The organism is Aeromonas sp. R1-2, from assembly GCF_040908505.1.
Classification (GTDB): domain Bacteria; phylum Pseudomonadota; class Gammaproteobacteria; order Enterobacterales; family Aeromonadaceae; genus Aeromonas; species Aeromonas veronii.
Map to the genome: position 1 here is coordinate 158,979 of NZ_JBFODU010000060.1, position 24,445 is coordinate 183,423.

A 24,445-nucleotide genomic window follows, 5' to 3' on the forward strand; every position below is an offset into this window, starting at 1 on the left:
TCCAGTCAGCCTTCCTCATTCGATGGCCCACTCCTTGAATTTGCGATCCAGCGTCTTGCGCGCCACCCCGAGCACCCGGGAGGCGGCCGACTTGTTGCCATCATGGCTCGCCACCACCTGCAGGATGTGAGCCTTCTCCACCTCCGCCAGCGGCCACGCCAGCGGATAACCCTCCTCGCTCGTGCCCGGTTCGGCGGGCTTGCTGCTCTGCCAGTAATCCGCCGGGGGCTTGCCCAGCAGCAGGCAGCGCTCGATAAGATTGCGCAGCTCCCGCACGTTGCCGGGCCAGGGATAGGCCTGCATCGCTACCACATCCTCGTGGGTCCAGCTCAAGGAACCCATCCCCATCTCGGCGGTGAGCTGGCGGGTGAAGTGGTGTACCAGCGCGGGGATATCGTCGATCCGCTCCCGCAGCGGGGCGACCGGCAGCGCCACCACGTTGAGGCGATAGAAGAGATCTTCGCGAAAGCGGCCCGCCTCCACCTCGACCTTGAGGTTGCGGTTGGTGGCGGCGACGATGCGCACATCCACCGCCAATTCGCGCTCGGCCCCCACCGGGCGGATGGCCTTCTGCTCCAGTGCTCGCAGCAACGAGGCCTGCATGGCAAGCGGCATCTCGCCGATCTCGTCGAGAAACAGGGTGCCCTGATGGGCGACCCGAAACAGGCCGTCGCGCCCCTTGCGGGCGCCGGTAAAGGCCCCCTGTACATGGCCGAACAGCTCGCTTTCCAGCAGCTCCGGCGCGATGGAGGCGCAGTTGAGGGGCACAAAGGCCCCCATCCGGCCGGAAAGTTGATGCAGGGCGCGGGCCACCAGCTCCTTGCCGGTGCCGGACTCCCCCTCCACCAGTACGGCGGCGTTGGAGGGGGCCACTCTGGCGATGAGCGTCTTGAGTTCGCGGGTCTTGGCACTGTCGCCAATCAGGGTGGGCGGGAACAGCTTGCTCACCTCCCGGCGCAGCAGCAGGTTCTCCCGCTCCATCTGGCGGCGCTCGATGACTCTATCCACCGCCTGCACCATCTGATCGAGGTTGAAGGGCTTGAGGATAAAGTCGCTGGCGCCGAGGCGCAGCGCCTTGAGGGCGGTCTCCATATCGCCAAAACCGGTCATGAAGATGATGTCGCTGCGGCGAGTGGCCGGGTCTATGGCCTCGTGCCACTCGATGCCGGAGCGCCCCGGCAGCCGGATGTCGGCGATGATAAGGTCAAAGTGAAGGCGGCAGCGCAGGGCTTCCGCCTCCTCCACGCTGGCGGCAGTCTCAATCTGGGCAAAACGCTTGGCCAGCGCCTTGGCCAGAAAGCTGCGCATGCCGGGCTCATCGTCAACGATAAGCAGGGAGAGGGCAGACCAGCGGCTGGGAGGGAGTGTCATGGAAAAAAGTACCTCGGATGCACGTACGGTCGGTGAATGTCCCGATAACCGGAACCTTAGTGGGACATTTTGTCCTTACCGTATCAAAAGCACCAACACCAATTATTAAAAGCGATAACAAGCTCACCTAATTGATTCTAATAAGCTTCTGTTTTTAAACGGCAAACCGTGAATGCAGCGGCAAAGGAACAGTTTGGCACCCTGCTTGCTTACTCTTGCCCTCTCCTCATCCACCCTGAAAAAAGTTGCATCACGATGACGATAAAAACCAACCTCAAACGTTTTGCCCTCTCCCTCGCCGCCAGCCTGCTGATCGCCGGTGCGGCCCACGCCGAAGCGGATACTAATGCCACAAAAGCGCCGATCCGCCTCGCCACCACCACCAGCACCGAGCAGTCCGGTCTGCTGGGCTGGTTGCTGCCCCAGTTCACCAAGGAGACCGGTTATCCGGTGCAGGTGATGGCGGCCGGTACAGGCCAGAGCCTGAAGATGGGCGAAAACGGCGACGCGGATCTGGTGATGACCCACGCCCCCTCTGCCGAGAAGAAGTTCGTCGACGCGGGCTTTGGCATCGAGCCGGTGCACCTGATGTATAACGACTTCGTCATCGTCGGCCCGGCGAAAGATCCGGCGGGTCTGGCCAAGCTGCACGACGCCGCCAAGGGGCTGCAGGCCATCAAGGATAAGGGCCAGACCTTTATCTCTCGCGGTGACGAGTCCGGCACCCACATCAAGGAGAAGACCCTGTGGCAAGCCGCTGACGTCAAACCCGAGTTTGCCGGTTACAAATCCATCGGCCAGGGGATGGGCCCGACCCTGACCATGGCCTCGGAGCTCGGTGCTTACACCCTGACCGACCGCGGCACCTGGCTCGCCTACCAGAGCAAGCTGGATCTCGCCGTGCTGCTGGAGGGTGACAAGCGCCTGTTCAACCCCTATCAGGTGATCCTGGTCAACCCCAAGCGCTACCCGGATCTCAACACCGAAGGGGCCCGCACCCTGAAAAACTGGCTGGTCTCCGAGCATGGCCAGAAGCTGATCGGCGACTTCAAGGTGGCGGGTCAGGCGTTGTTTGTGGCGGATGCCAACGGGAAATAATGGCAACCCTAACTCCTGCGATGACCTTGATGGCCCTCCCCCGGTTCGCTGAGGGAGGCGCCTGATGCCTACCCTGCTCGACACGACCTTATTGACGGCCCTCGCCCTGCACTATGAGAGAGAGGCGTCATGCCGACCTTGATCGATACCACGCTGGCTGCCCTCGCCCTGCTGTTCAGTGGTGACACTGAACTGTGGCAGGTGGTAGGGGTCTCCTTCTCCGTCTCCGGCATAGCCCTGCTGCTGGTGCTGCTGCCGGCACTGCTGCTGGGCTTTGCGCTGGCCTACCTGCCGCTGCCCGGCCGCTGGCTCTGGCTCTCCTGCATTAACACCCTGCAGTCGGTGCCGACCGTGGTGATCGGTCTCTTGCTCTATATGCTGCTGTCGCGGGCCGGCCCCTTTGGCGACTGGAAGCTGCTCTTTACCCAGCAGGCGATGGTGGTGGGGCAGATGCTGATCGCCTTCCCGGTGATCGCCACCATGGCCCACGCGGCGTTTGTCCAGAGCGATCGGCGTGCCTGGGAGACCGCCCTGACCCTGGGGGTCTCCTGGCCCAAGGCGCTGCTCGGCCTGATGCACGAGTGCCGCTTTGGCCTGCTGGCCGCCATCATCGGCGCCTTTAGCCGCATCGTCACCGAGGTGGGCTGTTCCATGATGGTAGGGGGCAATATCCTGCACTTTACCCGCAATATCCCCACCGCCATCGCGCTGGAGACCCAGAAAGGGGCCTTCACCCAGGGGGTGGCGCTCGGCATAGTGCTGCTCACCCTCGCCCTCTTGCTCAACCTGCTGCTGACGGCCTGTCGCGGCCACAGCTATCTGAAGAACTGACCATGCCCCCACTGCGTATCAACAGGAGTACCCCATGGCCCTGACCGCCCACCAGCTGACGATGCGCTTTGGCGAGCGCCAGCTGTTCGAGATTGACCGGCTCGCCATCGCACCGGGGGATGCCATCTGGCTGCACGGAGCCAACGGGGTGGGCAAGACCACCTTGCTCAAGATCCTGGCGGGGCTGCTCACCCCCACCCGCGGCCACACCAATCTGCCGGGGCGCTGGCAACAGCGGCTCAACCGGTTGCTCAAGCGGGATCTGGGGCCGGGCCGGGTCACCTATCTGCACCAGACCCCCTATCTGTTCGATCGCACGGTGCACGACAACGTGGCCTGGGCGCTCGATAAACAGCTCGGCAGCGAGATCCGGGTGTTCGAGGCGCTGCGCCGGGTCGAGCTGGAAGGGCTGGCGCGGGAGCACATCAGCATTCTCTCGGGTGGCGAACGGCAACGGCTGGCGATGGCACGCGCCTGGGCGCTGCAACCTGCCTTTCTGCTGATGGATGAGCCCACCGCCAATCTCGACACACATTCGGTTGCCCTGATGGCCGCATTGGCGCAAGATCTGCGGGAACATGGCAGCGGCCTGGTCGTCATCAGCCACCAGAGCAACGCCCTGACCGACCTGTGCGAGCGGCAATGGACCCTCGCCCGTGGCCAGCTGCAAGAGACGACCCCTTTAAAAATCATCGAGCGACATGACTTCAAAAAGCGACAGCCACTCTGATCCCGTTGCCGTATCAGCAGTGATCCTGGCAGGAGGCCGCGCCACCCGGATGGGGGGCGAAGACAAGGGATGGGTAACACTGGCGGGACGCCCTCTGATCGACCATGTTTTGGCGCGCCTGCGCCCCCAAGTGGATGAGGTGCTGATCAACGCCAACCGCAGTCAGCCCCGCTATCAGGCGCTGGCCCCGGTCATCAGCGATGACAACAACGACTATCTCGGCCCGCTGGCGGGCATGCAGGCAGGTCTTGCTGCCGCCCGTCATGACTGGGTGCTGTTTGTCCCCTGCGACGGCCCCGCCCTGCCGCTGGATCTGATGAGCCGCTTTCGCGCCGCCCTGACCCCGGATACCGAGCTGGTAGTGGCCCACGACGGCGACTGGCTGCAACCCGTGGTCGCCCTGCTGCACAAATCCCTGCTCCCCTCCCTCACCGCTGCGCTGGCAGAGGGAGAGCGCAAAATCGATATCTGGTTTGCCCGCCACCATATGGCGGTGGTGAGCTTTGCCGATCAGCCGGATGCCTTTATCAATCTCAACAGCCCTGCCGAGCTGGCCGCCTACGAGGCCCGTCTGCTCGCCACGGCTATCGACCCCCAACAAGGAGTCACCTCATGACCCCGGCCCCCACTCTTCCCCTGCTCGGCTTCGCCGCCTGGAGCGGCACCGGCAAGACCACCTTGCTGGAGCAGTTGATCCCCCTGCTGGTCGATCGCGGCCTGCGCATCGGGGTGCTCAAGCACGCCCACCACGACTTTGATATCGACCAGCCGGGCAAAGACAGCTATCGCCTGCGCAAGGCGGGTGCCCAGCAGATGATGGTCGCCTCCCGTCGTCGTCATGCTCGTATCATTGAAACCGAGCTGGCCGAAGCCGATTTTCGCCAGCTGCTGGCCAGCTTCGATCAGACAGAGCTCGATCTGCTGTTGGTCGAGGGGTTCAAGCACGAACACTTCCCGAAAATCGAGCTGCACCGCGCCGAGATTGGCAAGCCGCTGCTCTTCCCCGAAGACGGCGACATCATCGCGCTGGCCAGCGATCAGCCCCAACAGAGTGGCGAACAACAGCAGACAAGCCTGCCCCGACTCGATATCAACGATCTGGCGGCTATCGCCGACTTCGTCTGCCGCTGGCTTGACGGCTGCCAGAGCAAGGAGCCGGAGGCGGGCAAGGGCTTTCTCTCGGTCGAGGCGGCCCGCAACGCCATTCTGGCGGCCCTCACCCCGAGCACGGCTTGCAGCGACAAACCGCTGGCCCAGTGCCACGGCGCCGTGCTGGCCGCCGATCTGATAAGCCCCATCAATGTGCCGCCCCACGCCAACTCGGCGATGGACGGCATTGGCCTTCGTAGCGACGATCTCGCCGCCGGTCGCTGGCAACTGGTGGGGGAAGTGCTGGCGGGCCAGCAGCGCCATGAACCGGTGCTGGCCGGTCAGGCGGTGCAGATCATGACCGGCGCTCCGCTGCCCCCCGGAGTCGATACCGTGGTGATGCGGGAAGAGACGCAGATTGAAGGTGAGTGGGTTACGGTCACCGCACCGATCCAGGCGGGACAGAATGTGCGCCTCGCCGGGGAAGATCTCGCCAAAGGTGCGGTCGCCATCCCGGCCGGTACCTGGCTTGGTGCCCCCCAGCTGGGGCTGGCGGCATCACTCGGTCAAGCCAGTCTCACGGTGCGCACCCCGCTGAAAGTGGCGCTGTTCAGTACCGGCGACGAGGTGCAGGCGCCGGGCGAGCAACTCGCCCCCGGCCATATCTTCGACAGCAACCGCTTCACCCTGATGGCCCTTATCCGCGCCGCTGGTTGCGAGGTGATGGACCTTGGCATCATTCCCGATGACAAGACCATTCTGCGCCAGCAGCTGGAGCAGGCCGCCGCCAGCGCCGATCTGGTGTTGAGCTCGGGCGGAGTCTCGGTGGGCAACGCCGACTTTATCAAGCTGGTGCTGGCGGAGCTCGGCCAGATCGATTTCTGGCGCATCCAGATGCGCCCGGGCCGCCCGCTCGCCTTTGGCAAGCTGGGGCAGACCCCCTTCTTCGGCCTGCCGGGCAATCCGGTGGCGGCGATGATCTGCGTGCTGCAATTTGTCGAGCCCGCCATCGCCCGCTTGCAAAGCAAGCGGTGGCAGCCGCTGCGCCTCTCGGCACTGGCAGACGAGAAGATGAAGAGCCGCCCGGGGCGCACCGAGTTTCTGCGCGGCATCTTCCATCAGGACCGTAACGGCCAGCTGAGGGTGCGCACCACAGGGCCACAGGGCTCGGGTATTCTGAGCTCCATGGCCGATGCCAACTGCCTGATCGAAATCGTACCGGAACAACCCGGGATCGCCGTTGGCGAGCGGGTCTGGATCCACCCCCTGCAGGGACGACTGGCCTAAATCCCGACGGGGCGTCGGCCGGATGCACGGCGCCCCGTCACCCACCTGACAGGAGGCAGACCGTGCGTCTTGATGCCCCCCTCTCCCGACTCGATCTGCTGGTCTATGGCCGCTACCGGATCGTCCATGGCCTGCGTATTGCGCTCGCCTTTATGCTCACCTTTCTGCTGACCCGCGAGCTGAAACTGCCGGAGAGCACCTGGCCGCTGATAACCTTGGTGGTGGTGATGGGCCCCATCTCGTTTTGGGGCAATGTGCTCTCCCGCGCCCTGCAGCGGGTGGTGGGCACCATCTTCGGCGCCAGTTGCGGGGTGGTGGCGCTCTATCTCGAGATCTACTCGCTACCGCTTACCCTGATCTGGTGCGGGTGCATCATGTTTCTCTGCGGCTATCTGGCCCTCGGCAAGCGCCCCTATGTGGGGCTGCTGATCGGTATCACCCTAGGGGTTACCATGGGGGCCATGCCGGGGGATATAGAGACGGCGCTGTGGCGCAGTGCCGACGTGATCCTGGGCTCCCTGCTGGCGCTGCTCTTTTGCAGCATCTATCCCCAGCGGGCCTACAGCCACTGGCGGCTGCAACTGCACCAGATCCTGCAGCAGTCGGGGCGGCTCTATCACACCCACCTCTCCCCCAATGTGCTGGAGCGCCCGCGCCTCAAGCACAATCTCTCCCAGCTGTTGGCACAGACCGGCAAACTGCGGGCCCTGCTGGCCCCTGCGGCCAAGGAGACGCGCCACAGCGTCGCCCTGTTTGATGCGGTGCAGGTCACCATGCGCAACACCCTCTGCACTCTTGAGATGCTGGCCAACACCTACTGGAACGATCGGGAGAGCCACTTCCTGATGCAGAGCACGGCTGCGCTGCAAGCCTGCCATCTGGCCACCGAGGAGGCGATCAACCAGCTTGCCCTGATGATGCAAACCGGTGACGGTCGCGGGGCCGATGCCGCCATCACCCGCCTGCACGAGGTGGCGACCCAGGTATCGCTCCCGCCCAACGCAGAGGCCGCCATCAATGGCTACCTCTGGCTCAACGTCCAGCTGACCGAGCAGCTCACCCACCTGCGCCGCCTGCTGGGGCTGATCCTCACCCCGCCCCATCGCAAGCAGCCGGACTAGACCCAATGCAAAACGCCCCGCAGTGGCGGGGCGTTTTGCTGTCTGACTGGCCACTTGGGCCATGAAGGTTGCAAATCTTAACTGGCATTGGCCAACGGCTGCTCGGTGGTAAGGTAGAGGGAGAAATCCTGAATACCCGCCTGCAGGGCGGCAAAACAGTCGGGGTCGATGGCAGTCCCCAGATTCTCCGCCATCATATCCAGCGCCTGCGGCACAGGGATGGCGCCGCGATAGGGGCGCTTGGCGGTGATGGCATCGAAAATATCGGCTGTGGTGATGATGCGCGTCTCAAGGGTAATCTCGTTCCCTTTCAGCCCCTTGGGGTAGCCCTTGCCATCGAGTCGCTCATGGTGGGCGCCCGCCACTTGTGCCAGCTCCTCGAAGGCGCCGATACGGCTCAGGATCTCCTCGGTATAGGCGGCATGCATCTGCACCGCCGCCCACTCCTGCGCATCGAGTTTGCCCGGCTTGTCGAGAATGGCGTTGCTCACCCCGAGCTTGCCTACATCATGGAGCAGGGCGCCCCGCTTGAGCCAGCGTCGACGCGGCTCGGACAACCCCATCTGGGTGGCAAGAATGTCGGTATAGAGCGCTACCCTGCCGCTGTGACCCGCGGTGTAGGGACTTTTGGAGTCCACCACCTGCCCGAAGGCCGCCGCGATTTCATCCAGATAATCCTCATCCAGTGCCACCTCCCCCTGTCCGGCCGGGTGGACCAGCACCCACTCGGTCAGTCGGGGATCGGCCAGCCCTTGCCAGAACGCCTCGTCGGCCAGCGTTTCAAATTCCCGAACCAGCGCCGGATCAAACCAACTGCCGCTGCGCTCGCGCAGCTCCTTGAGCGCAGCATCCGGACCTGCAGCCGCGTGAAACACATCCACCACCTGACAGAGCAGGGCAATGCGCGAGAAGAGCGGGATCGCCTCGCCAGCCAGTTGCAGGGGCCGACCTTTGCCATTCCAGTGTTCATCAAGGGAGAGAATGCCATCAGCCACCTCGTCACTGAAACGCAGCTGGCGAGCGATATCCGCCCCCCGATGACAACGAGTCTGGATCAGTTCGTTGGCAATCTGGTCACCGTTGCGAAAGATATGAAACAGGCTGCGAAAACGTCCCAGCAGATCCGCCTGCAGGCCGGTATGGCCCAGCACGAAGTTGACTACCTCGGAGAGGGAGCCATCCACCAGTTTGAAATCGCGTTTGAAGTGAAGATCGTCGGTGAGATAGAGCTCGCAGATGCGGGCAGCATTGCTGCTGCACCCAAGATCCTTGAGCAGGAGCGTGTAGTAGAGATCATGGCGCAGCCGGGCATCCAGTCCCAGCCGCTCCCCCAGACGGGAACCTATCCAGCAGCAGCGAATGCAGTGTCCTCTTGGTTGCCCCTCAGTCATATCGAGCGCATGACTGAGGGAACCAATCAACTCCGCCAATCGCAATCCATTCACCGTCATAGTCTACTCCCTTAGACATCATGGCGATTTTGCCAGCAGATTAGGTATACCCCATCTGAAGCTGGATCGATCTGGATTCAGTTGAATTTAGGCAGCAGCCTTGCCCTGATTAGCCCGCTCTTCCAGCTCCGCACGGCTCAAGGTAGAGACAAAGCGGCCATCGAAGTAGATATCCATCAACTCGCCACGCTTCTCGCCACGCATCATGCTGCGGCGGCCATCCAGATAGTGCACCTCCATCTGGGCGGTATGCTCGTCCGGGTAGCTGATCTCTACCTCGCGCACCCCTTGTGGCAGCATGGCCAGCGGCACCTTCTTGAGGGCCGGATCCAGATGCTGGTTCACCTTGATCACCGGATTGGCCTTCATGTCCACCACAGCCGGAGATTTGCCGGTGATGGGGTTCTTGCCAGACCAGAACTCGATGGTATTGAAGACGAACAGGTCAGCGGTCGCGGCCAGACCGTAGACAGGGGAGAGCAGCATAAAGACCCCGGCACGAGCGTAGCGGTTATCCACCACGCTCAGGTTGCCCTTGGTGACCATGCCGGAAAGCCCCATCTGCCCCATACAGCCGCCCAGCCCCATGCTCGCGACCATAACCAGCAGGGCCATTGCCCGCCCCTTCTGTTGTAATGCCATCGTGTTCTGTTCCTGCTCTGAAATAAATGAGGCGGCAAGCCTAATCAAGGGGCCAGAAGAGGACAATTCACAATGGCGGGACGATACAGGAGGGGTTCAGATTGGGGCACTGACTGCTCAAATATGAGTCAATGCCCCGGCATGACAGGAAGTCTGGGGGTTCAGATTGCCAGATCAGAGACGGTGCTGGAGACGTTGCTCGCTTCCCGGCGGATGTCGCTCATCACCTCATTCACCTCGCCCACCTGCTGCTTGCCCAGCTCGGCGCTGCTGGCGACATCGGACATCTCGGAGGTGACCTTGGCGGTCAACTCCCGGTTGTTTTGTACCACCTTGGCGATCTCGTCGGTAGAGAGGGAAGTGCGGGCCGCCAGCTGGCGAACCTCGTCAGCCACCACCGCAAAACCACGCCCCTGATCCCCCGCCCGCGCAGCCTCAATGGCCGCGTTAAGGGCCAGCAGATTGGTCTGGTCGGCGATGCTGCTGATGGTGGAGACGATCGCCTCGATGCTGCGCGACTGCTCGTTGAGCTGGTTGATAAGGCCGATACTGTGAGTCAACTGGCTGGCAATCAGGCTGGAGGTATCGACCACCGAGGAGAGCAGACCCGCGCCACGCTCGGCGCAATTCAGGGTCTCCTGCGCCGCATCGTGGGCCAACATGGCCGCTTCCCGCACTGCATCGCTCTTGTTGATCCGCTCGGTAATATCGCTTGCGAACTTGATCACCTTCACCACCCGGCGGTTGTCATCCAGGATCGGGTTGTAGGTTGCCTCCAGCCACACCTTGCTACCGTGACTGTTCTGACGACAGAAGAGACCGGACTTGAACTGACCACGGCCCAGTTCATCCCAGAAGTGAGGCTGGTCTCGATAGAACTGATCGTCGCAGAAGATACGGTGATGCTTGCCCTGCACCTGAGCCAGCGTATAGCCCATGGTATGGAGGAAATTGCCATTCGCAGCAATCACCTCCCCACCGGGGGTGAACTCGATGACCGCCAGCGACCGATCCAGCGCCGTCACCACCGCCTGCTGGCTGAGCAGTTGCAGGTGGTGCTCGGTAATATCGGCCGCGATCTTGATCACCTTGGTCACCACGCCCCGCAACTTGACCGGAAAATAGGTCGCTTCCAGCCAGATCGCCTCGCCCCGTTTGTTGAAGCGCTGGAACACCCCGGTACGGGAGCGCCCCTGCTTCAGGTCCGCCCAAAACTGCTGATAGTCGCTGCTCTGGGCATAGAGCTTGTCGCAAAAGATACGGTGATGCTGGCCGATAACCTCGGGCGCACTGAAGCCCACCACGTTGAGAAAGAGATCATTGGCGGCCAGCACAGTGCCATCCGGCGTAAAGGTGATGGTCGCCACGCTGCCGTGCACTGCGTCAAAAAATCCCTGCTGTTCCAGAAGTTGATCCTGGCACTGCTGCAACTCGGCTTTCAGTTTGCTATTGAACATCGAAACGTATCCTCCAGACTGGCACCCACCATGGCCAAACCACGCAGTGGATCAATAAGATAATGGTGGCGTGCTCCATCAGCATAGTTGGCGGCGTTGCCGCGATCCCATCTGACGCCATATTTATTGCTGTAAATCAAATTCACCGACCAAACGCCACTCATGCAGAGCTGAAACCCTTATTCCACCGCCGGTTGCCACTCCAGATAGGCTGGATTGGCGACAAAGCCGATCCGCTCATAGAGAGGGCGCCCCTGCTCGCTGGCATGGAGCCACACCTTGCCCAGCTGACGCGATCTGGCGAAGGCTGTGATGGCATCGAGCAGCGCCGTGGCGATCCCCTGCTGGCGCCATTGTGACCGCGTATACATATTGAGCAGGTACCCCTCCACTCCCGCCAGATTGCCGGGATAGGGCGGCCGTTCAAATAATGCCAGCGTCCCTGCCGCCACGATCTGTTTGCCGCCCTCCTGCGTATCGGCCTCAGCCAGCCAGGATAAAGCACTCTCTTCACTCATCGCCTGGGTGAAATAATCAAAGGTGGCCTGCCACAAGGCCGGGTCTGCCTGCGGCGTCACCAGCTCACCGACCTCACAAAACAGCTCCATGCGCAGCGCCACCAGTGCGGGAATATCTGCGGCCTTTGCCTGACGAATGATCATTGGCTGCTCCTTTTCTCTCATGGGAAATTTCGCCGGCCGTAATTATGACAAAGAGCGCCTTGTGGCGCTCTTTGTCATTGGGGAAAATCACTGATAAATCAATGGTTGCGACGTGTCAGCCAATAATCCAGGCTCAGCACACCGCCGCCCCAGATGATCAGGGTCAGCAGCATCCAGCCCCACAGCTGGTGATCGTAAAAGCCACCCGCCCAGAGGGTCGGGTAGGAGATCACCGCCATGATATTGAAGCCAAACAGCAGCAAGGCGGCCGGGCGAGTAAAAAGCCCCGCCAGCAGGAAGAGCGGCAGCAACAACTCGGTCGCCGTCCCCAGATAAGCAGCCCACAACCAGGGCAGCAGGGGCACCTGATACTCGGATTCAAACAGATAGAGGGTGGAATCCCACGCCGTCAGCTTGAGCCAGCCTGAAGTGATAAAAACCGACGCGACCCACAGCCGCGCCAGCAACAGCACAGCAGCGCTGCTCCAGCGCGGCAAATCACCACTCGAGCTGGCCAGCGCCAGCCATTTGTTTGCCATCATGGCATTACCTCCATATCCACCAGCAGACCAAGGGTTATCAGGCGAGTGAGATGTTCACTGGCCGCAGGGTCGGCCGCAAGCAGATCGACCAGCGCCGTACCAGCGAGACATCCCTGTAGCAGCGCCCACTCACCCGCCGTCAGGGGCAAGGGGGCAACCCGGCAATCCAGCTGTTTCTTCAATGCCAGCCAGACGGGGGCATCAAGCGCGTCCACCGCTTCACCACAGTGCAGCGCCATCTGCCACAGGGCCAACACCGGATAATCGCTGGCAACCAGCAGCAGATCCGTGGCTGGCAAGAGTCGCAGCCGCTCCCATTGTTGCGGCGATAATGCGGCCAGACGCTCGGCTGGCCAGCTGCGTGATTCCAGCGGCAGCAGACTGGCACGCTCAAGCTGCCATTCGAACTGAGCCAGCGCCTCCAGCCAGGGCAGTCCGGTTGTAGTTGGCAAGCGGGCCAACCATTGGCCAAATCCGACGCCATAGTGCATGACGCTCCCTTCCCTGAGCGGCTCGGCCAATACGAAGCCACGGGCCGCCGCTGCAAAAAAGTCATCCCCGACCATAGCCTTGACGGCGGGATAACTGCTCGCCAGCACCTCGCCAAGGCTCAGGATGAAGTGGTTGCGATAGACCTGCAGCACAGATTCGGCAGGAAAGAGCCGGGAGCTGATGTGAGGGGCAATAGCGTCAGGCGCCCCCAGCAGACCATCGGCAAAGTGCTGTTGCAGCTGTGCCAGTTCAGCCATGGGCCACCTCCCGTGGTGCACTCATGGCACGCGCCTCATCCAGAATGGCACTGGCCTTCGCCGCCTCTGCCAGCAAGACCGGCAGCGGCGGGATCTCGAGGTCCCACTCAATCAGGGTGGGAATGGCCTGCTTGCGGCAGATCTGGCGATAGAGTTCCCAGACCGGCTCCACCACAGGGGCGCTGTGGGTATCGATATAGAGGGAGCCTTCCGGCAGCTGCTTCTCGGTATAACCGGCCAGATGGATCTCCCCGACGGTGGCGAGATCGATCGCCGCCAGATACTCATCGCAAGAGAAACCGTGATTGAAGGCACTGACATAGAGATTGTTGAGGTCGAGCAGGATGCCGCACTCGCTGCGCTGCTGCAGCTCGGCCAGAAATTCCCACTCGCTCATCTCCCCGGCCAGTTGCAGATAGGAGGAGGGATTTTCAATCAACATGCGGCAACCCAGGCTCTGTTGTACCTGCTGGATCTTGTCGCTCATATTGCGCAGGGAGGCGCGGGTATAGGGCACCGGCAGCAGATCGTTGAAGTAACGCCCGCCAATGCTGCCCCAGCTGAGATGTTCGGAGATCCGTGCCGGTTTGATCGCCGCGACCAGTGTCGACAACTGCTGCAGATGGTGCGGATCGAGCGGGTCGGCAGAACCGAGGGACATGCCAACGCCGTGAAGACTGACGGGGTAGTGTTGCGCCAGTTCGGCGAGCACCTGAAAACCCTGGCTGTGCCGTTCGAAGTAATTTTCACTATGCACCTCCAGCCAACCGACTGTCGGCAGCGTTTTCCGGATCTCGTCGTAATGGGGAGTGCGTAATCCGATACCAATCAAAGGGTTCATCGCAAGACTCGCTTTCGCCAACCAGAGAAGATGCAGGGGGCGGCCCGTTGGCCATCCCCTGCCCGATGTCTCTTACTTGGGTTGCAGCGAACCGCCGACCAGCTTCTCGCACAGCCCTTTGGGCATCACCACAAAGGCATCACCCTGAGCATCTTCCTTGGCGGTACCGGCGCAGGAGCTGCTCTTGGTCGCACAGTCATTCTTGCTGGCCTTGACCACGCCGTAGCACTTCTCCTTTTCATCGGCAGCCATTGCTGGTGCCGCGATAAATTGGGCGCCCAGCGCCAGCAGACCGGTCATGGCGGAGGCGATAGCAGTGCTTTTTTTAACATTCATGTTCATGTTCCTTTTGATGTCGTTGGATGTTGCTGATATCCCCGATTTGTCGCAACCGGGTACCTGCAATAGAACCGGCAAACGGGATATTCCCTTTCAAAAAAAACACAAAAAGAGTTAAAAAGCCCAAAGACAAACACTCAATCAATTGATTTTAAACAACTATTTCATCATTGAAAATTGCTCGACGACCACCCATTAATGAACGAGAAAAGTGCCATATGGTGCTTTCATCCCGTTAATCTTCTTCACTGCTTCCGTCAAAAGAGATGCGTCAGACATAAAAAAGCCCCGCCAACAGGCAGGGCTGGATGCAACTTTAAAGAAACAAGAAATAAACAATCGGAGTGGTGTTGGGAACCAGGAGTTGCGGCAAGCAGATAAAAAAAAGAGACAGCTTTGGCTGTCTCTTTTTGCACATGGTGCGAATGGGGTTTAGTAGAAGATCCGCTCGCCACGCTCGCTCATTTTGAGCCAAACCGGTTTGGTGCTGGTTTTATTCCAGATCCGGTGCAGATAACTGTAGAAGCGGGCACGATCGCTGCGAAACAGCATCACGGGGAAAGCCAGAATGCCCACCAGCAATACATAAATGCGACGAAGAATAATCTGAGTCAGGGAAAAGGGATGAAACATGATGTAACTCCTTACTGGTAAGACCACTGAGCAAAGATTACCCCACTCCATGTAGGATTACTACATCATCAACGCATTTTTTTATAAAAAAATGGTGAAAAACGGGAAATACTGAAAACGGGTTACGTCATTAACCAACAGTTAACAAACTTGCGAAAATCGTGCGCTTTGCCACAGTTATCAGGGGAAAAACATGCAGTAGGGAGACACGCATGAAACTGCCGGAAGTGGCACTGCTGGTGCTGATGGTTGCCCTGACACGGGCACAACTGGAGGAGTGGCAAATGAATCGGGAAGATGCCATCGTGCTGGCCGAACGGGGCGTGCCCACCGTCAGCCTGTGGCAATGCGGCACACTGAAGCAGCGGATTGCGGATCTCAACCTGCACAGTGCCGAGGTGCAGTTTCAATATCGGGGGCAAAACATGGCGGATGTGAGCCACTATCTCGAGCGCGAGTGGAAACAGGCTGGCTGCGAACAGTTACTGGTGCAGCAAGGATACTGACCAAGCTTCACGGCTCGAAGAGTGATAAATCAGGTAAAAGAGAGGGAATATGGAGGCACGTTCCGGAGTCGAACCGGACTAAACGGATTTGCAATCCGCTGCATAACCGCTTTGCTAACGCGCCATGCTGACAAGACTGATTGTCTTGAAAGTGAGTTCCATCGTTGGTGCGATGGAAAATTGGAGCGGGAAACGAGACTCGAACTCGCGACCCCGACCTTGGCAAGGTCGTGCTCTACCAACTGAGCTATTCCCGCGTTACTGCTTTCGTGCCAGTTGCCTGACAACGAGGCGCATTATACGTACCACGAGCGCCAGCACAACCCCTTTTTCGCAATTTAAGCCCTGATGCAGACTGTTTGCTCAGGGTTTAAACGCCTTGCTGCATTTTTCTCCAGCCAGCTGTGACCCACCAAGCGAATTTGGGATAAAGTCGTTGAAATGATTACGCTTTCGTTCGAGACTTGAGCGGCTTAATAACCGGATTCTCAATTGAAAATCACAAGATGAAATGGATCTTCACGCTTCGTGGGCTCAGGCCGCAGTTAATGCTGGCTTTTTTCATGTTGGGCATGGTGCCCTTTTTGGTCATCACCCTCTTCTTCCTATACAGCCACGGCAAGGATCTCACCACCCAGACCTCCAACCACCTGGTCTCCGTTCGTAATATCAAGAAGAGTCAGCTCGAGGATTACTTCAACAACCTCAAAGAGCAGATCATCAACTTCTCCCAGCAGGATTTTGCCGGCAACAGTATCGGCCGTTTCTATGGCTTTACCGGCGCCTTCGAGAAGTTGGGCACCACACCGCAGGAGGCCCGCAGCCGCGCCCAGGCCCGCTATCTGCCCGGTTCCTGGGATCAACTGCGCAAACCGGACAGCCAAGTAGAGATCGAACCCTCCATCACGGCGCTTATCCTCGCCGACGAGATGTATGGCCGGGTGCACCAGCGCTTTCATCGCGGCTATGCCGACATGGTGCGCAAGTCCAACTACAGCGACATCTTTCTGGTGGACCTCAACGGTGATGTGGTCTATTCGGTCACCAAGCACCCCAACTTTGCCACCAATCTGCTCTCCGGCCCCTATCAGGGCAGCGGCTTGGGCCAGACCTTTGCCAAGATCAAACGCCGCCTTGATGGCGGCCAGAAGCCGCAGCAGATCTTCGAATTCACCGATTTTGGCCGCAACGAGCTGACCGGGCAGGTGGTCGCCTACATGGCGGCCCCCGTGATGCAGTACGACTATGTGCGCGGTGTGGTGATTTTCGAGCTGCTGCCGGACAAGCTCAACCAGATCATGGCGGAGCGGGAGGGGCTGGGCGAGACCGGCGAGACCATCCTCATCGGCCCCGACAAGCGGATGCGCGCCGATGCCTGGCTGGCACCGGAGTTCAGCGTCGAGAACAGCTTCAGCCCCAACTTCCGGCCGCTGCAAACGCCCCTCATCACCAAGACTCTCTCCGGCGAGCAGGGGGTAGGGCTGTTCCACTCCTATCAGGATGACGAGGTGCTGGCCGCCTACACCCAAGTGAAGGTGTTCGATACCGAGTGGGCCTTTATCGCCGAGATCTCCACCCGGGAAGCCTATGCCCCGATCCGCCAGCTGGAAACTCTGGTGATTGTGCTGGGTGCCGGCTCGGTGCTGCTGCTGATCCTCTTCTCCCGCTGGCTATCCCACTCCATCACGGCGCCGCTGCGCTCTCTCACCGAAGCAGCCGAGCAGGTTGCCGACGGTGCGCTGGATCACCCCATCGCCATCGAGCGCACCGGCGATGATATCGACCGGCTGGCCGAAGCGTTTCGCCATATGCAGCGCTCGGTGAAGGACAAGATCGAACTGATCGAACAGCAGACCCAGGAGCTGCAACAGCAGGTCAAGCTGACCCACAAGCAGAACCTCAGCCTGCAGCAGGCGGACAAGCTCAAGGATGAACTGCTGGCCAACACCTCCCACGAGCTGCGTACCCCCATTCACGGCATCAAGGGGATGGCAGAGTCGATGCTCGCCAGCCAGCAGGATTTGACCGAAGGGCAGCAAAAGCAGCTCGGGCTCATCATCAAGAGTGCAGACGGCTTGGCCCGTCTGGTGGACGATCTGCTGGACTACCACCAGATGCGCTACGGCCAGCTGGAGATCCACTCACAACCCGTCTCATCAAAAGGGGTTATCCGGCTGGTGCTGGATCTCTGCCAGCATCTGGTACAAGCCAAACCCCTCACCCTGGTGGATATCAGCCCGGCCGAACTGCCGCCGGTGCTGGCCGACGAGCAGCGGCTCGAACAGGTGCTCTACAACCTGGTGGGTAACGCCATCAAGTACACGCCGCAGGGCAAGGTGGTGCTCAGTGCCATCGTCGAGAACAACTTCCTGCGCATCAAGGTCACGGATACCGGCATCGGCATCGCCCCCGACCATCTGGAACATATCTTCGAGCCGCTGGTGCAGATGAGCCCGGAGGTAAGCAAGCAGGGAGCCGGCCTTGGCCTCTCCATCACCCGCCAGCTGGTGCACCTGATGGGGGGCGAGTTGTTTGTCGAGAGCGAGCCGAGCGTTGGCTCTACCTTCGCCTTTACCCTGCCCCTTGCCACCGGCAAAGCGGCCAATCTGACTCTCGACAGCCGCCAGATCGAGCATCAGCTGGTGCGCCAGCAACCGCTGATCCTGCCGGACTGGGAGAGCGACGATCTGCCCCCTCCCCCCGAGGATGCTCCGCTCATTCTGGTGGTGGATGACGAGCCCATCAACCTGCACATCCTGCGCCATCTGCTGCAGCCCTGCGGCTACCGCATCCTGCCCAGCAGTGACGGCCACGATGCGCTGGCCAAGCTGGCCGAGGAGCCGGTGGACCTCATCCTGCTCGATGTGATGATGCCGACCCTCTCCGGTTTTGACGTCTGCCGTCGCCTGCGCCAGCAACACCCGAAAGATATGCTGCCGGTGCTGCTGCTCACCGCCCTCAACCAGCCCAAGGATATCGAGGAGGGCTTCGGGGCCGGTGCCAACGACTATCTGGTCAAACCCTTCTGCAAGGAGGAGCTGTTTGCCCGGGTCAAGGCACTGCTGGAAGCCAAGGCCGGACGCGCATCGCTGGTAGAGAACCGGCTATTGAAGCAGGAGATCGAACATCGCCTCACCCTGCAGGAGCGGCTGCATCAGGATCAGCAGCGGCTGCTGGCCCTGCTCGGCGAAGGGGCCGACCCCATGATCTTTATCGACGAGCAGGGCACAGTGCTGTTTGCCTCCCGGGTGATGGCACGCCTGCTGGGACAGGAGCCGGAAGCCATGGAGGGGCAGCCCCTCAATGAGTGGCTCGCCACCCCGCTGCAACAGCAGTGGCCCGACCTTGCCAGCGAGCGGGAACACAATCTGGAGTTTCTGGTGGCCGGGCAGAAGGACGTGCTCAACGCCCGTGCCCTGCCCATCGCGCTCGGAGGACAGGCCGCTTTCGCCCTCACTCTGAGTACCGAGCTGCGTCAGGATGAGAACCGGGTAATGGCGCTGGAGAACGCCCTCAAGAACCTCTCGCGGCAAGCCATCATCGAAGATGAACAGTTGCTGGGCGAGCTGAGCCGCCTGGGTGGTGAGTTCCGTTCGCTGGCCGACGACCTTATTCGCCAGCAGGATGACGAGCCGCTGCGCCGTGCGCTGGTAGAGACCATGCAGCTCACCCTGGATGCCTGGCAGCAGGGGACCGGCAAGGGCAAAATCGTGCTGGCGGAGAAGAGCAAGCTGTGGCGGGTCTATATGGACAGATCCAGCCCGCAGACCCGCACCCTCGACAAATACCTGAGTCTGGACACCCTGCCCAAGTCGCCACGCTGGAAGACGGTCGTGGCCACCACCGAGTATGTGCTGGGCCACTGCCCGCTCAATGACCACCAGCGCCAGCAGTTGCAGCACAGCGCACAGACCCTGCGTCAACTCGCCAACCGCAAGCCGTGACACGGCGCCCTAAACGGGCGCCGGATCACAATTGGCAATCTGGTTTCTTTTTATGCAAAACAAAGCCCCGCCCGACCCCGAAACCGAGAGCAGATCCAATTCACAAATTTGTCATATACGCCATTTTCACAGCCACTTTCTACGCGAGAGCAAATAACGCAAACCAATGATTATAAACAGATAAAAATGCATTTTGACGAGATTGACGTAACACCGTCAATTTTTACGAAAACAACGAAATCAATAGTTGTTGTTTTCCTGTTAATTCTGGTTTGCTTAGGGCGTTGGAAAACAGAACGACAAAGGTTAGACACCTGACCAACACAGAGGGCCGATTTCATCAGCATGCGAAACCGGTGCTCACACAAAACAAGGCGAACCCTCGGGAATGCCAAAAAATAAGAAAGGAAAACATATGCTTGCCAAAGTATCCAAAATCTCTACCGCTGTAATGCTGGGAACCATGATGCTTGCCGGTGCCGCCGGTAACGCCATGGCCGCAGAAAACAAAACCGTGCTGACCATGGTCGCACAGCAGGAAACCGCCTGGGTCAAGAACTTCAACCCCTTCCTGCAAGCGGGCTTGCTGCACACCACCCGTCACTTCATCTATGAACCGCTGGTGATCTTCAACGATATGCAAGGGGGCAAACCCGTCTATCGTCTGGCCACCAACTATGCGTTCAGCGATGACCTGAAATCCGTCACCTTCGATCTGCGTGACGGCGTGAAGTGGTCTGACGGCGAAGCCTTTGATGCCGATGACATCATCTTCTCTTTCAATCTGGTCAAGGCCAACAAGGCGCTGGATGAGCGCTCTATCTGGACCCAGATCAAGAGCGTCGAGAAGCTGGCCCCAAACAAGGTCAAATTCGACCTGACCGAGGTCAACACCAACGTGGTGAACGATCTGGTGCTGGTACCAATCGTGCCGGAGCATCAGTGGAAATCGGTGAAAGATCCGGTTGCCTTCACCAACGACAAGCCGGTTGGTACTGGCCCCTTCACCGAAGTGGACAACTTCTCTGCCCAGCTCTACACCCAGTGCCGCAACCCGCACTACTGGGATAACGCCAACCTCGCTATCGACTGTATCCGCATGCCGCAGATGGCCACCAACGACCAGGTGCTGGCGGCTGTAATGAAGGGTGACATCGACTGGTTCGGCTCCTTCGTGCCGGATATCGAGCGCCTCTACGTCGGCAACGATCCGAAGAACAACAAATACTGGTTCCCGGCCTCCGGTACCGTGGCGTTCAACGTCAACTTCCAGACCAAGAACCCGGGCAATAACGAAGCCTTCAACGACATCAACTTCCGCCGCGCCTTCTCCATGGCGATGGACCGCCAGTCCATGGTGGATATCGCGGGCTACGGCTACCCTACCGTCAACGAGTACCCGTCAGGTCTGGGCAAAGCCTTTGACTCCTGGAACAACCCGGAAGTGGACAAGAAGTACGGCAAGTACAACAAGTTCGACTTGGAAGGGGCCAAGGCCCTGCTGAAAGAGGCAGGCTACAAGGATTGTGACGGCGACAAGTTCCTCGACACCCCGAGCTGCAAAAAGATCGAGTTCAAGGTTCTGGTGCCGAACGGCTGGACCGACTGGGTCAACACAGTACAGATCGGTGTAGAAGGGCTGCAGGCGCTGGGCCTGAACGCCAAGACCGCCACCCCGGAAGCGACCGTCTGGACCGAGAACCTGATCACCGGTGACTTCGATGTCGCCCTGCAGGGTTACTTTGCCGGTGCCAACCCGCACAAGTACTTCGAGACCGCGTTCCACTCCCGCAACATGGGTGACCGTGGCAACCGCTTCGCTGCGCCCCGTTACAAGGATCCCGAGCTCGACAAGCTGATCGATGACTTCACCCAGACCGCCGATGCGGCCAAGCAGAAGGAGATCATGTTCGCCATCCAGGATCGTGTTGGTGCCAACCAGACCATCATTCCGGTCTTCAACAACCCGACCTGGTACGAGTACAGCACCAAGCGCTTCAACGGCTGGTTCAGTGCTGATAACCCGGTAGCCAAACCTCAGCTCCACCCGGACACCCCTGAGCGTCTGCTGCACGTGTTGTCCCTCAAGCCAAACAGCTAAACAATCCCGGCCCCCTGCGGGGGGCCATCTTCCCCGTTAATCCCCTTCTTGCCCGGCACCGCCGGGGTTGGGGTAGCTATACCCGACGCGGGGCAGACTTGCAGTAAAAGGTACTATCATGGGATTCATACTGAGACGCTTTTCCTTCTATCTGGTTGCCTTTCTGGTAGCCGCCACCATCAACTTCCTGTTACCCCGTGCCATGCCAGGGGATCCTGTCTCCGTGATGTTTGCCCGCGCTGGCGCCATGATGGAACCCGCCGCCCTGGAAGCCCTCAAAGCCACCTTCGGCTTTGTCGACGGCCCCATCGGCACCCAGTTTCTCACCTATGTGAAGAGTGTCTTCACCTGGGATCTCGGCACCTCGGTGCGCTTCTACCCGCAGCAGGTCTCTGACGTGCTGGGCCGTGCCATCGGCTGGACCCTGTTTCTGGTCGGCACCTCCACCATCCTGAGCTTCTCCATCGGTTCCATCGTCGGCATCTTTGCCGCTTGGTATCGCGGCGGCCGGATGGACAGCATTCTCTCCCCGCTCACCCTGGTGATGCAGGCCATTCCGCCGGTGGTGGTCTCCCTGCTCGCCCTGTTCCTGTTCGGGGTCAGCCTCGAGTGGCTGCCCATCGGCTACGCCTACAGCCCGGAGATCAAGGCTGACTGGGGCTGGGAGCACATCAAGAGCATCATGACCCACGCCATCATGCCGGTGCTGACCCTGGCCGTGGTGCAGGTGGGGGGCTTTCTCATCACCATGCGCAACAACATGATCAACCTGCTGGGCGAGGATTACATCACCATGGCCAAGGCCAAGGGGCTCTCCAGCAACCGGGTGATCTTCAACTACGGCGCCCGCAACGCCATTCTGCCCAGCGTCACTGCCCTCTCCATGGCGCTCGGTTTCGTCATCGGTGGCTCTCTCATCACCGAGGTGATCTTCAACTATCCCGGCCTGGGCCTGACCCTTTATCAGGGCATTCTGGCCCGCGACTACCCGCTCATTCAGGGGCAGCTGCTCATCATGACCATCACCATGCTCAGCTTCAACTTCCTGGCCGACGTGCTCTACGTCTTCCTGGATCCCCGTCTGCGTACAGGAGGCAAATAAGATGCGTATGCCGACCATTCTCAAGATCCTGCTGGGCAACAAGAAGGCTGCCTGTGGCCTCGCCATCGTGGTTGCCTTCGTACTGATGGCCATCTTTGCCCCCATTCTGGCCAGCAACGAGCCGACCAAACGGGTGGCCCGCCCCCACCAGCCGCCCAGTGCCGAGTTCGTGATGGGTTCAACCCGCATGGGCCACGACATCTGGGCCCAGTTCACCAACGGCGCCCGTATTTCGCTGCTGGTGGGCTTCAGCGCAGGCCTGCTGGTTTGCACCCTCGCCGTCGCCATCGGCATCACCGCCGGTTACTTCGGCGGTCTGGTGGATGAGTGCCTCACCTTCCTGATGAACGTGGTGCTGGTGATCCCCAACCTCCCCTTGCTACTGGTGCTGGCGAGCTTTATCGGGGAGGCGTCACCGGCGGTAATTGCCGTGATAATAGGGTTGACCTCGTGGGCCTATGGCGCGCGGGTCATCCGGGCCCAGACCCTGGCCCTGCGCGAAAAAGAATTCGTTATCGCCGCCGAAGTGCTGGGCGAGCCGGCCTGGCGCATCATTCTGGTGGAGATCCTGCCCAACCTCATCTCCATCATCGGGGTGAGCTTTATCGGCTCCATCATCTACGCCATCGTCACCGAAGCGACCCTGGAGTTCCTGGGTCTCGGCGACCCGACCGTGGTGAGCTGGGGCATCATGCTCTACAACGCCCAGACCTCCAGCGCCATTCTGGTCGGCGCCTGGTGGGAGATCCTGGCTCCCTGCTTTGCCATCGCCACCCTGGGTGCCGGTCTGGCCCTGCTCAACTTCGCCATCGACGAAATTGCCAACCCGCAGCTGCGCTCCCACAAAGGGCTCAACCGCTGGAAGAAACTTGCAACACCGGTCGCAACACCACTCTCTGCCGCACAGGAGAAGACAGCATGAACAAGCATCCCCTGCTGTCAGTACGCAATCTTTGCGTCGACTACATCACCGAAAATGGCGACGTGCGCGCCGTCAACTCGGTGAGCTTCGATATCAGACAGGGCGAGATCTTCGGTCTTGCCGGTGAGTCGGGCTGCGGCAAATCCACCGTCGCCTTCTCGGTGGCCAGGCTGCACAAGCCGCCCGCCTACATCAGCGGTGGCGAGATCCTGTTCAAAGGGGAGAACATCCTCCATTACAACGACGAGCGACTGCGCTCCTACCGCTGGCAACAGGTGTCGGTGGTGTTCCAGTCCGCCATGAACGCCCTGAACCCTGTGTTGCGGATGGAGGAGCAGTTCTGCGACGTGCTGCTGGCCCACAACCCCGGCATGACCCGTTACGAGGCGATCAAGCGCGCCCAGGATCTGCTCACCATCGTCGATATCCACCCGAGCCGGCTCAAGGATTACCCGCACCAGTTCTCCGGCGGCATGCGCCAGCGGCTGGTGATCGCCATCGCCATGGCGCTCAACCCCGAGCTGCTCATCATGGATGAACCGACCACGGCGCTCGATGTGGTGGTACAGCGGGAGATCCTGCAGAAAGTCTATGCCCTGAAAGAGAAGTTCAACTTCTCCATTCTGTTCATCACCCACGACCTCTCCCTGATGGTGGAGTTCTGCGATCGCATCGGCATCATGTATGCCGGTGAACTTGTGGAGGTCGCTCCCTCCAAGGCGATCCTGACCGCACCGCTGCACCCCTATACCAGAGGGCTCGGCAACTCCTTCCCGCCCCTGCACGGGCCGAAGAAGGTGCTGGAGGGGATCCCGGGCACCCCGCTCAACCTGCTGGAGGTGCCGGTCGGCTGCCGCTTTCAGGCCCGCTGCGGCAAGGTGCACGATCGCTGCCGTCAGGAGTACACCAAATTGGCCGAGATCCGCCCCGGGCAACAGACCGCCTGCCACCTCTATGAAGAGCAGGGGCTGCAACAAGATTCCGTGATCTATCTGGACAAGGCCGCTGGCTGTTAAGGATGTCTGTC

The 24,445-nt window shown here is 60.4% G+C and carries 22 protein-coding genes and 2 tRNA genes; 12 read left to right on the plus strand and 12 right to left on the minus strand.

Annotation, left to right across the window (positions count from 1 at the left end; translation table 11 throughout):
* Window positions 1-15: 15 nt before the first annotated feature.
* Complete coding sequence (locus tag AB5Y76_RS21195; protein WP_042082528.1) at window positions 16-1,371, minus strand: sigma-54 dependent transcriptional regulator; 1,356 nt, start codon at window positions 1,369-1,371, stop codon at window positions 16-18.
* A gap of 255 nt (window positions 1,372-1,626) precedes the next feature.
* Here AB5Y76_RS21195 and AB5Y76_RS21200 point away from each other — a divergent pair, with 255 nt between their 5' ends.
* The 6 genes from AB5Y76_RS21200 to AB5Y76_RS21225 all read left to right on the plus strand — a co-directional run bounded on the left by AB5Y76_RS21200 (window position 1,627) and on the right by AB5Y76_RS21225 (window position 7,527).
* Complete coding sequence (locus AB5Y76_RS21200; RefSeq protein WP_206901379.1) at window positions 1,627-2,469, plus strand: substrate-binding domain-containing protein; 843 nt, start codon at window positions 1,627-1,629, stop codon at window positions 2,467-2,469.
* 129 nt (window positions 2,470-2,598) lie between these two features.
* Window positions 2,599-3,300, plus strand: coding sequence for an ABC transporter permease (locus tag AB5Y76_RS21205; RefSeq protein WP_263716864.1), 702 nt, complete (start codon window positions 2,599-2,601; stop codon window positions 3,298-3,300).
* A 34-nt stretch (window positions 3,301-3,334) separates the two neighbouring features.
* Window positions 3,335-4,030: an energy-coupling factor ABC transporter ATP-binding protein gene (locus tag AB5Y76_RS21210; protein WP_005334830.1), complete on the plus strand. Its 696-nt coding sequence runs from the start codon at window positions 3,335-3,337 to the stop codon at window positions 4,028-4,030.
* The gene (gene mobA / locus AB5Y76_RS21215) at window positions 4,002-4,646 is read left to right on the plus strand and encodes a molybdenum cofactor guanylyltransferase MobA (RefSeq protein ID WP_263716865.1); all 645 of its coding nucleotides are present in this window, start codon (window positions 4,002-4,004) and stop codon (window positions 4,644-4,646) included. Before AB5Y76_RS21210 ends, mobA begins: the two co-directional genes overlap by 29 nt.
* A complete protein-coding gene (locus AB5Y76_RS21220; RefSeq protein ID WP_263716866.1) occupies window positions 4,643-6,406 on the plus strand; it encodes a bifunctional molybdopterin-guanine dinucleotide biosynthesis adaptor protein MobB/molybdopterin molybdotransferase MoeA in 1,764 nt (587 codons plus the stop codon). The genes mobA and AB5Y76_RS21220 overlap by 4 nt, the downstream gene beginning before the upstream one ends.
* Before the next feature lie 62 nt (window positions 6,407-6,468).
* A complete protein-coding gene (locus AB5Y76_RS21225) occupies window positions 6,469-7,527 on the plus strand; it encodes an FUSC family protein (protein ID WP_100645361.1) in 1,059 nt (352 codons plus the stop codon).
* Window positions 7,528-7,604: 77 nt separating this feature from the next.
* On the opposite strand, the gene AB5Y76_RS21230 is transcribed toward AB5Y76_RS21225, so the two are convergent.
* From AB5Y76_RS21230 to AB5Y76_RS21270, 9 genes are all read right to left on the minus strand, one after another.
* Window positions 7,605-8,978: an HD-GYP domain-containing protein gene (locus tag AB5Y76_RS21230; protein ID WP_263716867.1), complete on the minus strand. Its 1,374-nt coding sequence runs from the start codon at window positions 8,976-8,978 to the stop codon at window positions 7,605-7,607.
* An 87-nt stretch (window positions 8,979-9,065) separates the two neighbouring features.
* Window positions 9,066-9,620 carry a DUF3332 domain-containing protein gene (locus AB5Y76_RS21235; RefSeq protein WP_005334841.1) on the minus strand — a complete coding sequence of 185 codons (555 nt, stop codon included), beginning with the start codon at window positions 9,618-9,620 and terminating at the stop codon, window positions 9,066-9,068.
* A 161-nt stretch (window positions 9,621-9,781) separates the two neighbouring features.
* On the minus strand, window positions 9,782-11,077 hold the full coding sequence (locus AB5Y76_RS21240; RefSeq protein ID WP_263716868.1) for a PAS domain-containing methyl-accepting chemotaxis protein: 1,296 nt from the start codon (window positions 11,075-11,077) through the stop codon (window positions 9,782-9,784).
* Window positions 11,078-11,256: 179 nt separating this feature from the next.
* A complete protein-coding gene (locus tag AB5Y76_RS21245; protein WP_263716869.1) occupies window positions 11,257-11,739 on the minus strand; it encodes a GNAT family N-acetyltransferase in 483 nt (160 codons plus the stop codon).
* A 98-nt stretch (window positions 11,740-11,837) separates the two neighbouring features.
* Window positions 11,838-12,281 (minus strand): DoxX family protein, encoded by a 444-nt coding sequence (locus AB5Y76_RS21250; protein ID WP_257697671.1) that lies wholly within the window; start codon window positions 12,279-12,281, stop codon window positions 11,838-11,840.
* Entirely contained in the window at window positions 12,278-13,030 is a 753-nt protein-coding gene (locus AB5Y76_RS21255) for a DNA-binding domain-containing protein (protein WP_263716870.1), read from the minus strand. The genes AB5Y76_RS21250 and AB5Y76_RS21255 overlap by 4 nt, the downstream gene beginning before the upstream one ends.
* On the minus strand, window positions 13,023-13,871 hold the full coding sequence (locus tag AB5Y76_RS21260) for a DUF692 domain-containing protein (RefSeq protein WP_263716871.1): 849 nt from the start codon (window positions 13,869-13,871) through the stop codon (window positions 13,023-13,025). Before AB5Y76_RS21260 ends, AB5Y76_RS21255 begins: the two co-directional genes overlap by 8 nt.
* A 72-nt stretch (window positions 13,872-13,943) precedes the next feature.
* Entirely contained in the window at window positions 13,944-14,207 is a 264-nt protein-coding gene (locus tag AB5Y76_RS21265; protein ID WP_005334862.1) for a DUF2282 domain-containing protein, read from the minus strand.
* 435 nt (window positions 14,208-14,642) lie between these two features.
* Window positions 14,643-14,843, minus strand: a complete 201-nt coding sequence (locus AB5Y76_RS21270) for a YbfA family protein (RefSeq protein ID WP_005334863.1) — start codon at window positions 14,841-14,843, stop codon at window positions 14,643-14,645.
* A gap of 212 nt (window positions 14,844-15,055) precedes the next feature.
* Between AB5Y76_RS21270 and AB5Y76_RS21275 the strand changes: the two genes are divergently transcribed.
* Window positions 15,056-15,349 (plus strand): hypothetical protein, encoded by a 294-nt coding sequence (locus tag AB5Y76_RS21275; RefSeq protein ID WP_139437567.1) that lies wholly within the window; start codon window positions 15,056-15,058, stop codon window positions 15,347-15,349.
* Window positions 15,350-15,399: 50 nt separating this feature from the next.
* On the opposite strand, the gene AB5Y76_RS21280 is transcribed toward AB5Y76_RS21275, so the two are convergent.
* A tRNA-Cys gene (locus tag AB5Y76_RS21280) sits at window positions 15,400-15,473 on the minus strand.
* A 57-nt stretch (window positions 15,474-15,530) separates the two neighbouring features.
* A tRNA-Gly gene (locus AB5Y76_RS21285) sits at window positions 15,531-15,606 on the minus strand.
* A 249-nt stretch (window positions 15,607-15,855) separates the two neighbouring features.
* On the opposite strand from AB5Y76_RS21285, the gene AB5Y76_RS21290 reads away from it, so the two are divergent.
* The 5 genes from AB5Y76_RS21290 to AB5Y76_RS21310 all read left to right on the plus strand — a co-directional run bounded on the left by AB5Y76_RS21290 (window position 15,856) and on the right by AB5Y76_RS21310 (window position 24,434).
* On the plus strand, window positions 15,856-19,293 hold the full coding sequence (locus AB5Y76_RS21290; RefSeq protein WP_216975497.1) for an ATP-binding protein: 3,438 nt from the start codon (window positions 15,856-15,858) through the stop codon (window positions 19,291-19,293).
* A 415-nt stretch (window positions 19,294-19,708) separates the two neighbouring features.
* A complete protein-coding gene (locus tag AB5Y76_RS21295) occupies window positions 19,709-21,394 on the plus strand; it encodes an ABC transporter substrate-binding protein (protein ID WP_005353816.1) in 1,686 nt (561 codons plus the stop codon).
* A gap of 118 nt (window positions 21,395-21,512) precedes the next feature.
* Window positions 21,513-22,496 carry an ABC transporter permease gene (locus tag AB5Y76_RS21300; protein WP_005353818.1) on the plus strand — a complete coding sequence of 328 codons (984 nt, stop codon included), beginning with the start codon at window positions 21,513-21,515 and terminating at the stop codon, window positions 22,494-22,496.
* A 1-nt stretch (window position 22,497) separates the two neighbouring features.
* Window positions 22,498-23,418 carry an ABC transporter permease gene (locus tag AB5Y76_RS21305; RefSeq protein ID WP_201994502.1) on the plus strand — a complete coding sequence of 307 codons (921 nt, stop codon included), beginning with the start codon at window positions 22,498-22,500 and terminating at the stop codon, window positions 23,416-23,418.
* Entirely contained in the window at window positions 23,415-24,434 is a 1,020-nt protein-coding gene (locus tag AB5Y76_RS21310) for an ABC transporter ATP-binding protein (RefSeq protein ID WP_263716874.1), read from the plus strand. The genes AB5Y76_RS21305 and AB5Y76_RS21310 overlap by 4 nt, the downstream gene beginning before the upstream one ends.
* The last annotated feature ends 11 nt before the right edge of the window (window positions 24,435-24,445 follow it).

What these genes read in the sequence shown, in the direction of transcription:
- AB5Y76_RS21195 (WP_042082528.1), bottom strand. Translation starts at nt 1,371, where the DNA reads ATGACACTCCCTCCCAGCCGCTGGTCTGCCCTCTCCCTGCTTATCGTT.
- AB5Y76_RS21200 (WP_206901379.1), top strand. Translation starts at nt 1,627, where the DNA reads ATGACGATAAAAACCAACCTCAAACGTTTTGCCCTCTCCCTCGCCGCC.
- AB5Y76_RS21205 (WP_263716864.1), top strand. Translation starts at nt 2,599, where the DNA reads ATGCCGACCTTGATCGATACCACGCTGGCTGCCCTCGCCCTGCTGTTC.
- AB5Y76_RS21210 (WP_005334830.1), top strand. Translation starts at nt 3,335, where the DNA reads ATGGCCCTGACCGCCCACCAGCTGACGATGCGCTTTGGCGAGCGCCAG.
- mobA (WP_263716865.1), top strand. Translation starts at nt 4,002, where the DNA reads ATGACTTCAAAAAGCGACAGCCACTCTGATCCCGTTGCCGTATCAGCA.
- AB5Y76_RS21220 (WP_263716866.1), top strand. Translation starts at nt 4,643, where the DNA reads ATGACCCCGGCCCCCACTCTTCCCCTGCTCGGCTTCGCCGCCTGGAGC.
- AB5Y76_RS21230 (WP_263716867.1), bottom strand. Translation starts at nt 8,978, where the DNA reads ATGACGGTGAATGGATTGCGATTGGCGGAGTTGATTGGTTCCCTCAGT.
- AB5Y76_RS21235 (WP_005334841.1), bottom strand. Translation starts at nt 9,620, where the DNA reads ATGGCATTACAACAGAAGGGGCGGGCAATGGCCCTGCTGGTTATGGTC.
- AB5Y76_RS21240 (WP_263716868.1), bottom strand. Translation starts at nt 11,077, where the DNA reads ATGTTCAATAGCAAACTGAAAGCCGAGTTGCAGCAGTGCCAGGATCAA.
- AB5Y76_RS21245 (WP_263716869.1), bottom strand. Translation starts at nt 11,739, where the DNA reads ATGATCATTCGTCAGGCAAAGGCCGCAGATATTCCCGCACTGGTGGCG.
- AB5Y76_RS21250 (WP_257697671.1), bottom strand. Translation starts at nt 12,281, where the DNA reads ATGATGGCAAACAAATGGCTGGCGCTGGCCAGCTCGAGTGGTGATTTG.
- AB5Y76_RS21255 (WP_263716870.1), bottom strand. Translation starts at nt 13,030, where the DNA reads ATGGCTGAACTGGCACAGCTGCAACAGCACTTTGCCGATGGTCTGCTG.
- AB5Y76_RS21260 (WP_263716871.1), bottom strand. Translation starts at nt 13,871, where the DNA reads ATGAACCCTTTGATTGGTATCGGATTACGCACTCCCCATTACGACGAG.
- AB5Y76_RS21265 (WP_005334862.1), bottom strand. Translation starts at nt 14,207, where the DNA reads ATGAATGTTAAAAAAAGCACTGCTATCGCCTCCGCCATGACCGGTCTG.
- AB5Y76_RS21270 (WP_005334863.1), bottom strand. Translation starts at nt 14,843, where the DNA reads ATGTTTCATCCCTTTTCCCTGACTCAGATTATTCTTCGTCGCATTTAT.
- AB5Y76_RS21275 (WP_139437567.1), top strand. Translation starts at nt 15,056, where the DNA reads ATGAAACTGCCGGAAGTGGCACTGCTGGTGCTGATGGTTGCCCTGACA.
- AB5Y76_RS21290 (WP_216975497.1), top strand. Translation starts at nt 15,856, where the DNA reads ATGAAATGGATCTTCACGCTTCGTGGGCTCAGGCCGCAGTTAATGCTG.
- AB5Y76_RS21295 (WP_005353816.1), top strand. Translation starts at nt 19,709, where the DNA reads ATGCTTGCCAAAGTATCCAAAATCTCTACCGCTGTAATGCTGGGAACC.
- AB5Y76_RS21300 (WP_005353818.1), top strand. Translation starts at nt 21,513, where the DNA reads ATGGGATTCATACTGAGACGCTTTTCCTTCTATCTGGTTGCCTTTCTG.
- AB5Y76_RS21305 (WP_201994502.1), top strand. Translation starts at nt 22,498, where the DNA reads ATGCGTATGCCGACCATTCTCAAGATCCTGCTGGGCAACAAGAAGGCT.
- AB5Y76_RS21310 (WP_263716874.1), top strand. Translation starts at nt 23,415, where the DNA reads ATGAACAAGCATCCCCTGCTGTCAGTACGCAATCTTTGCGTCGACTAC.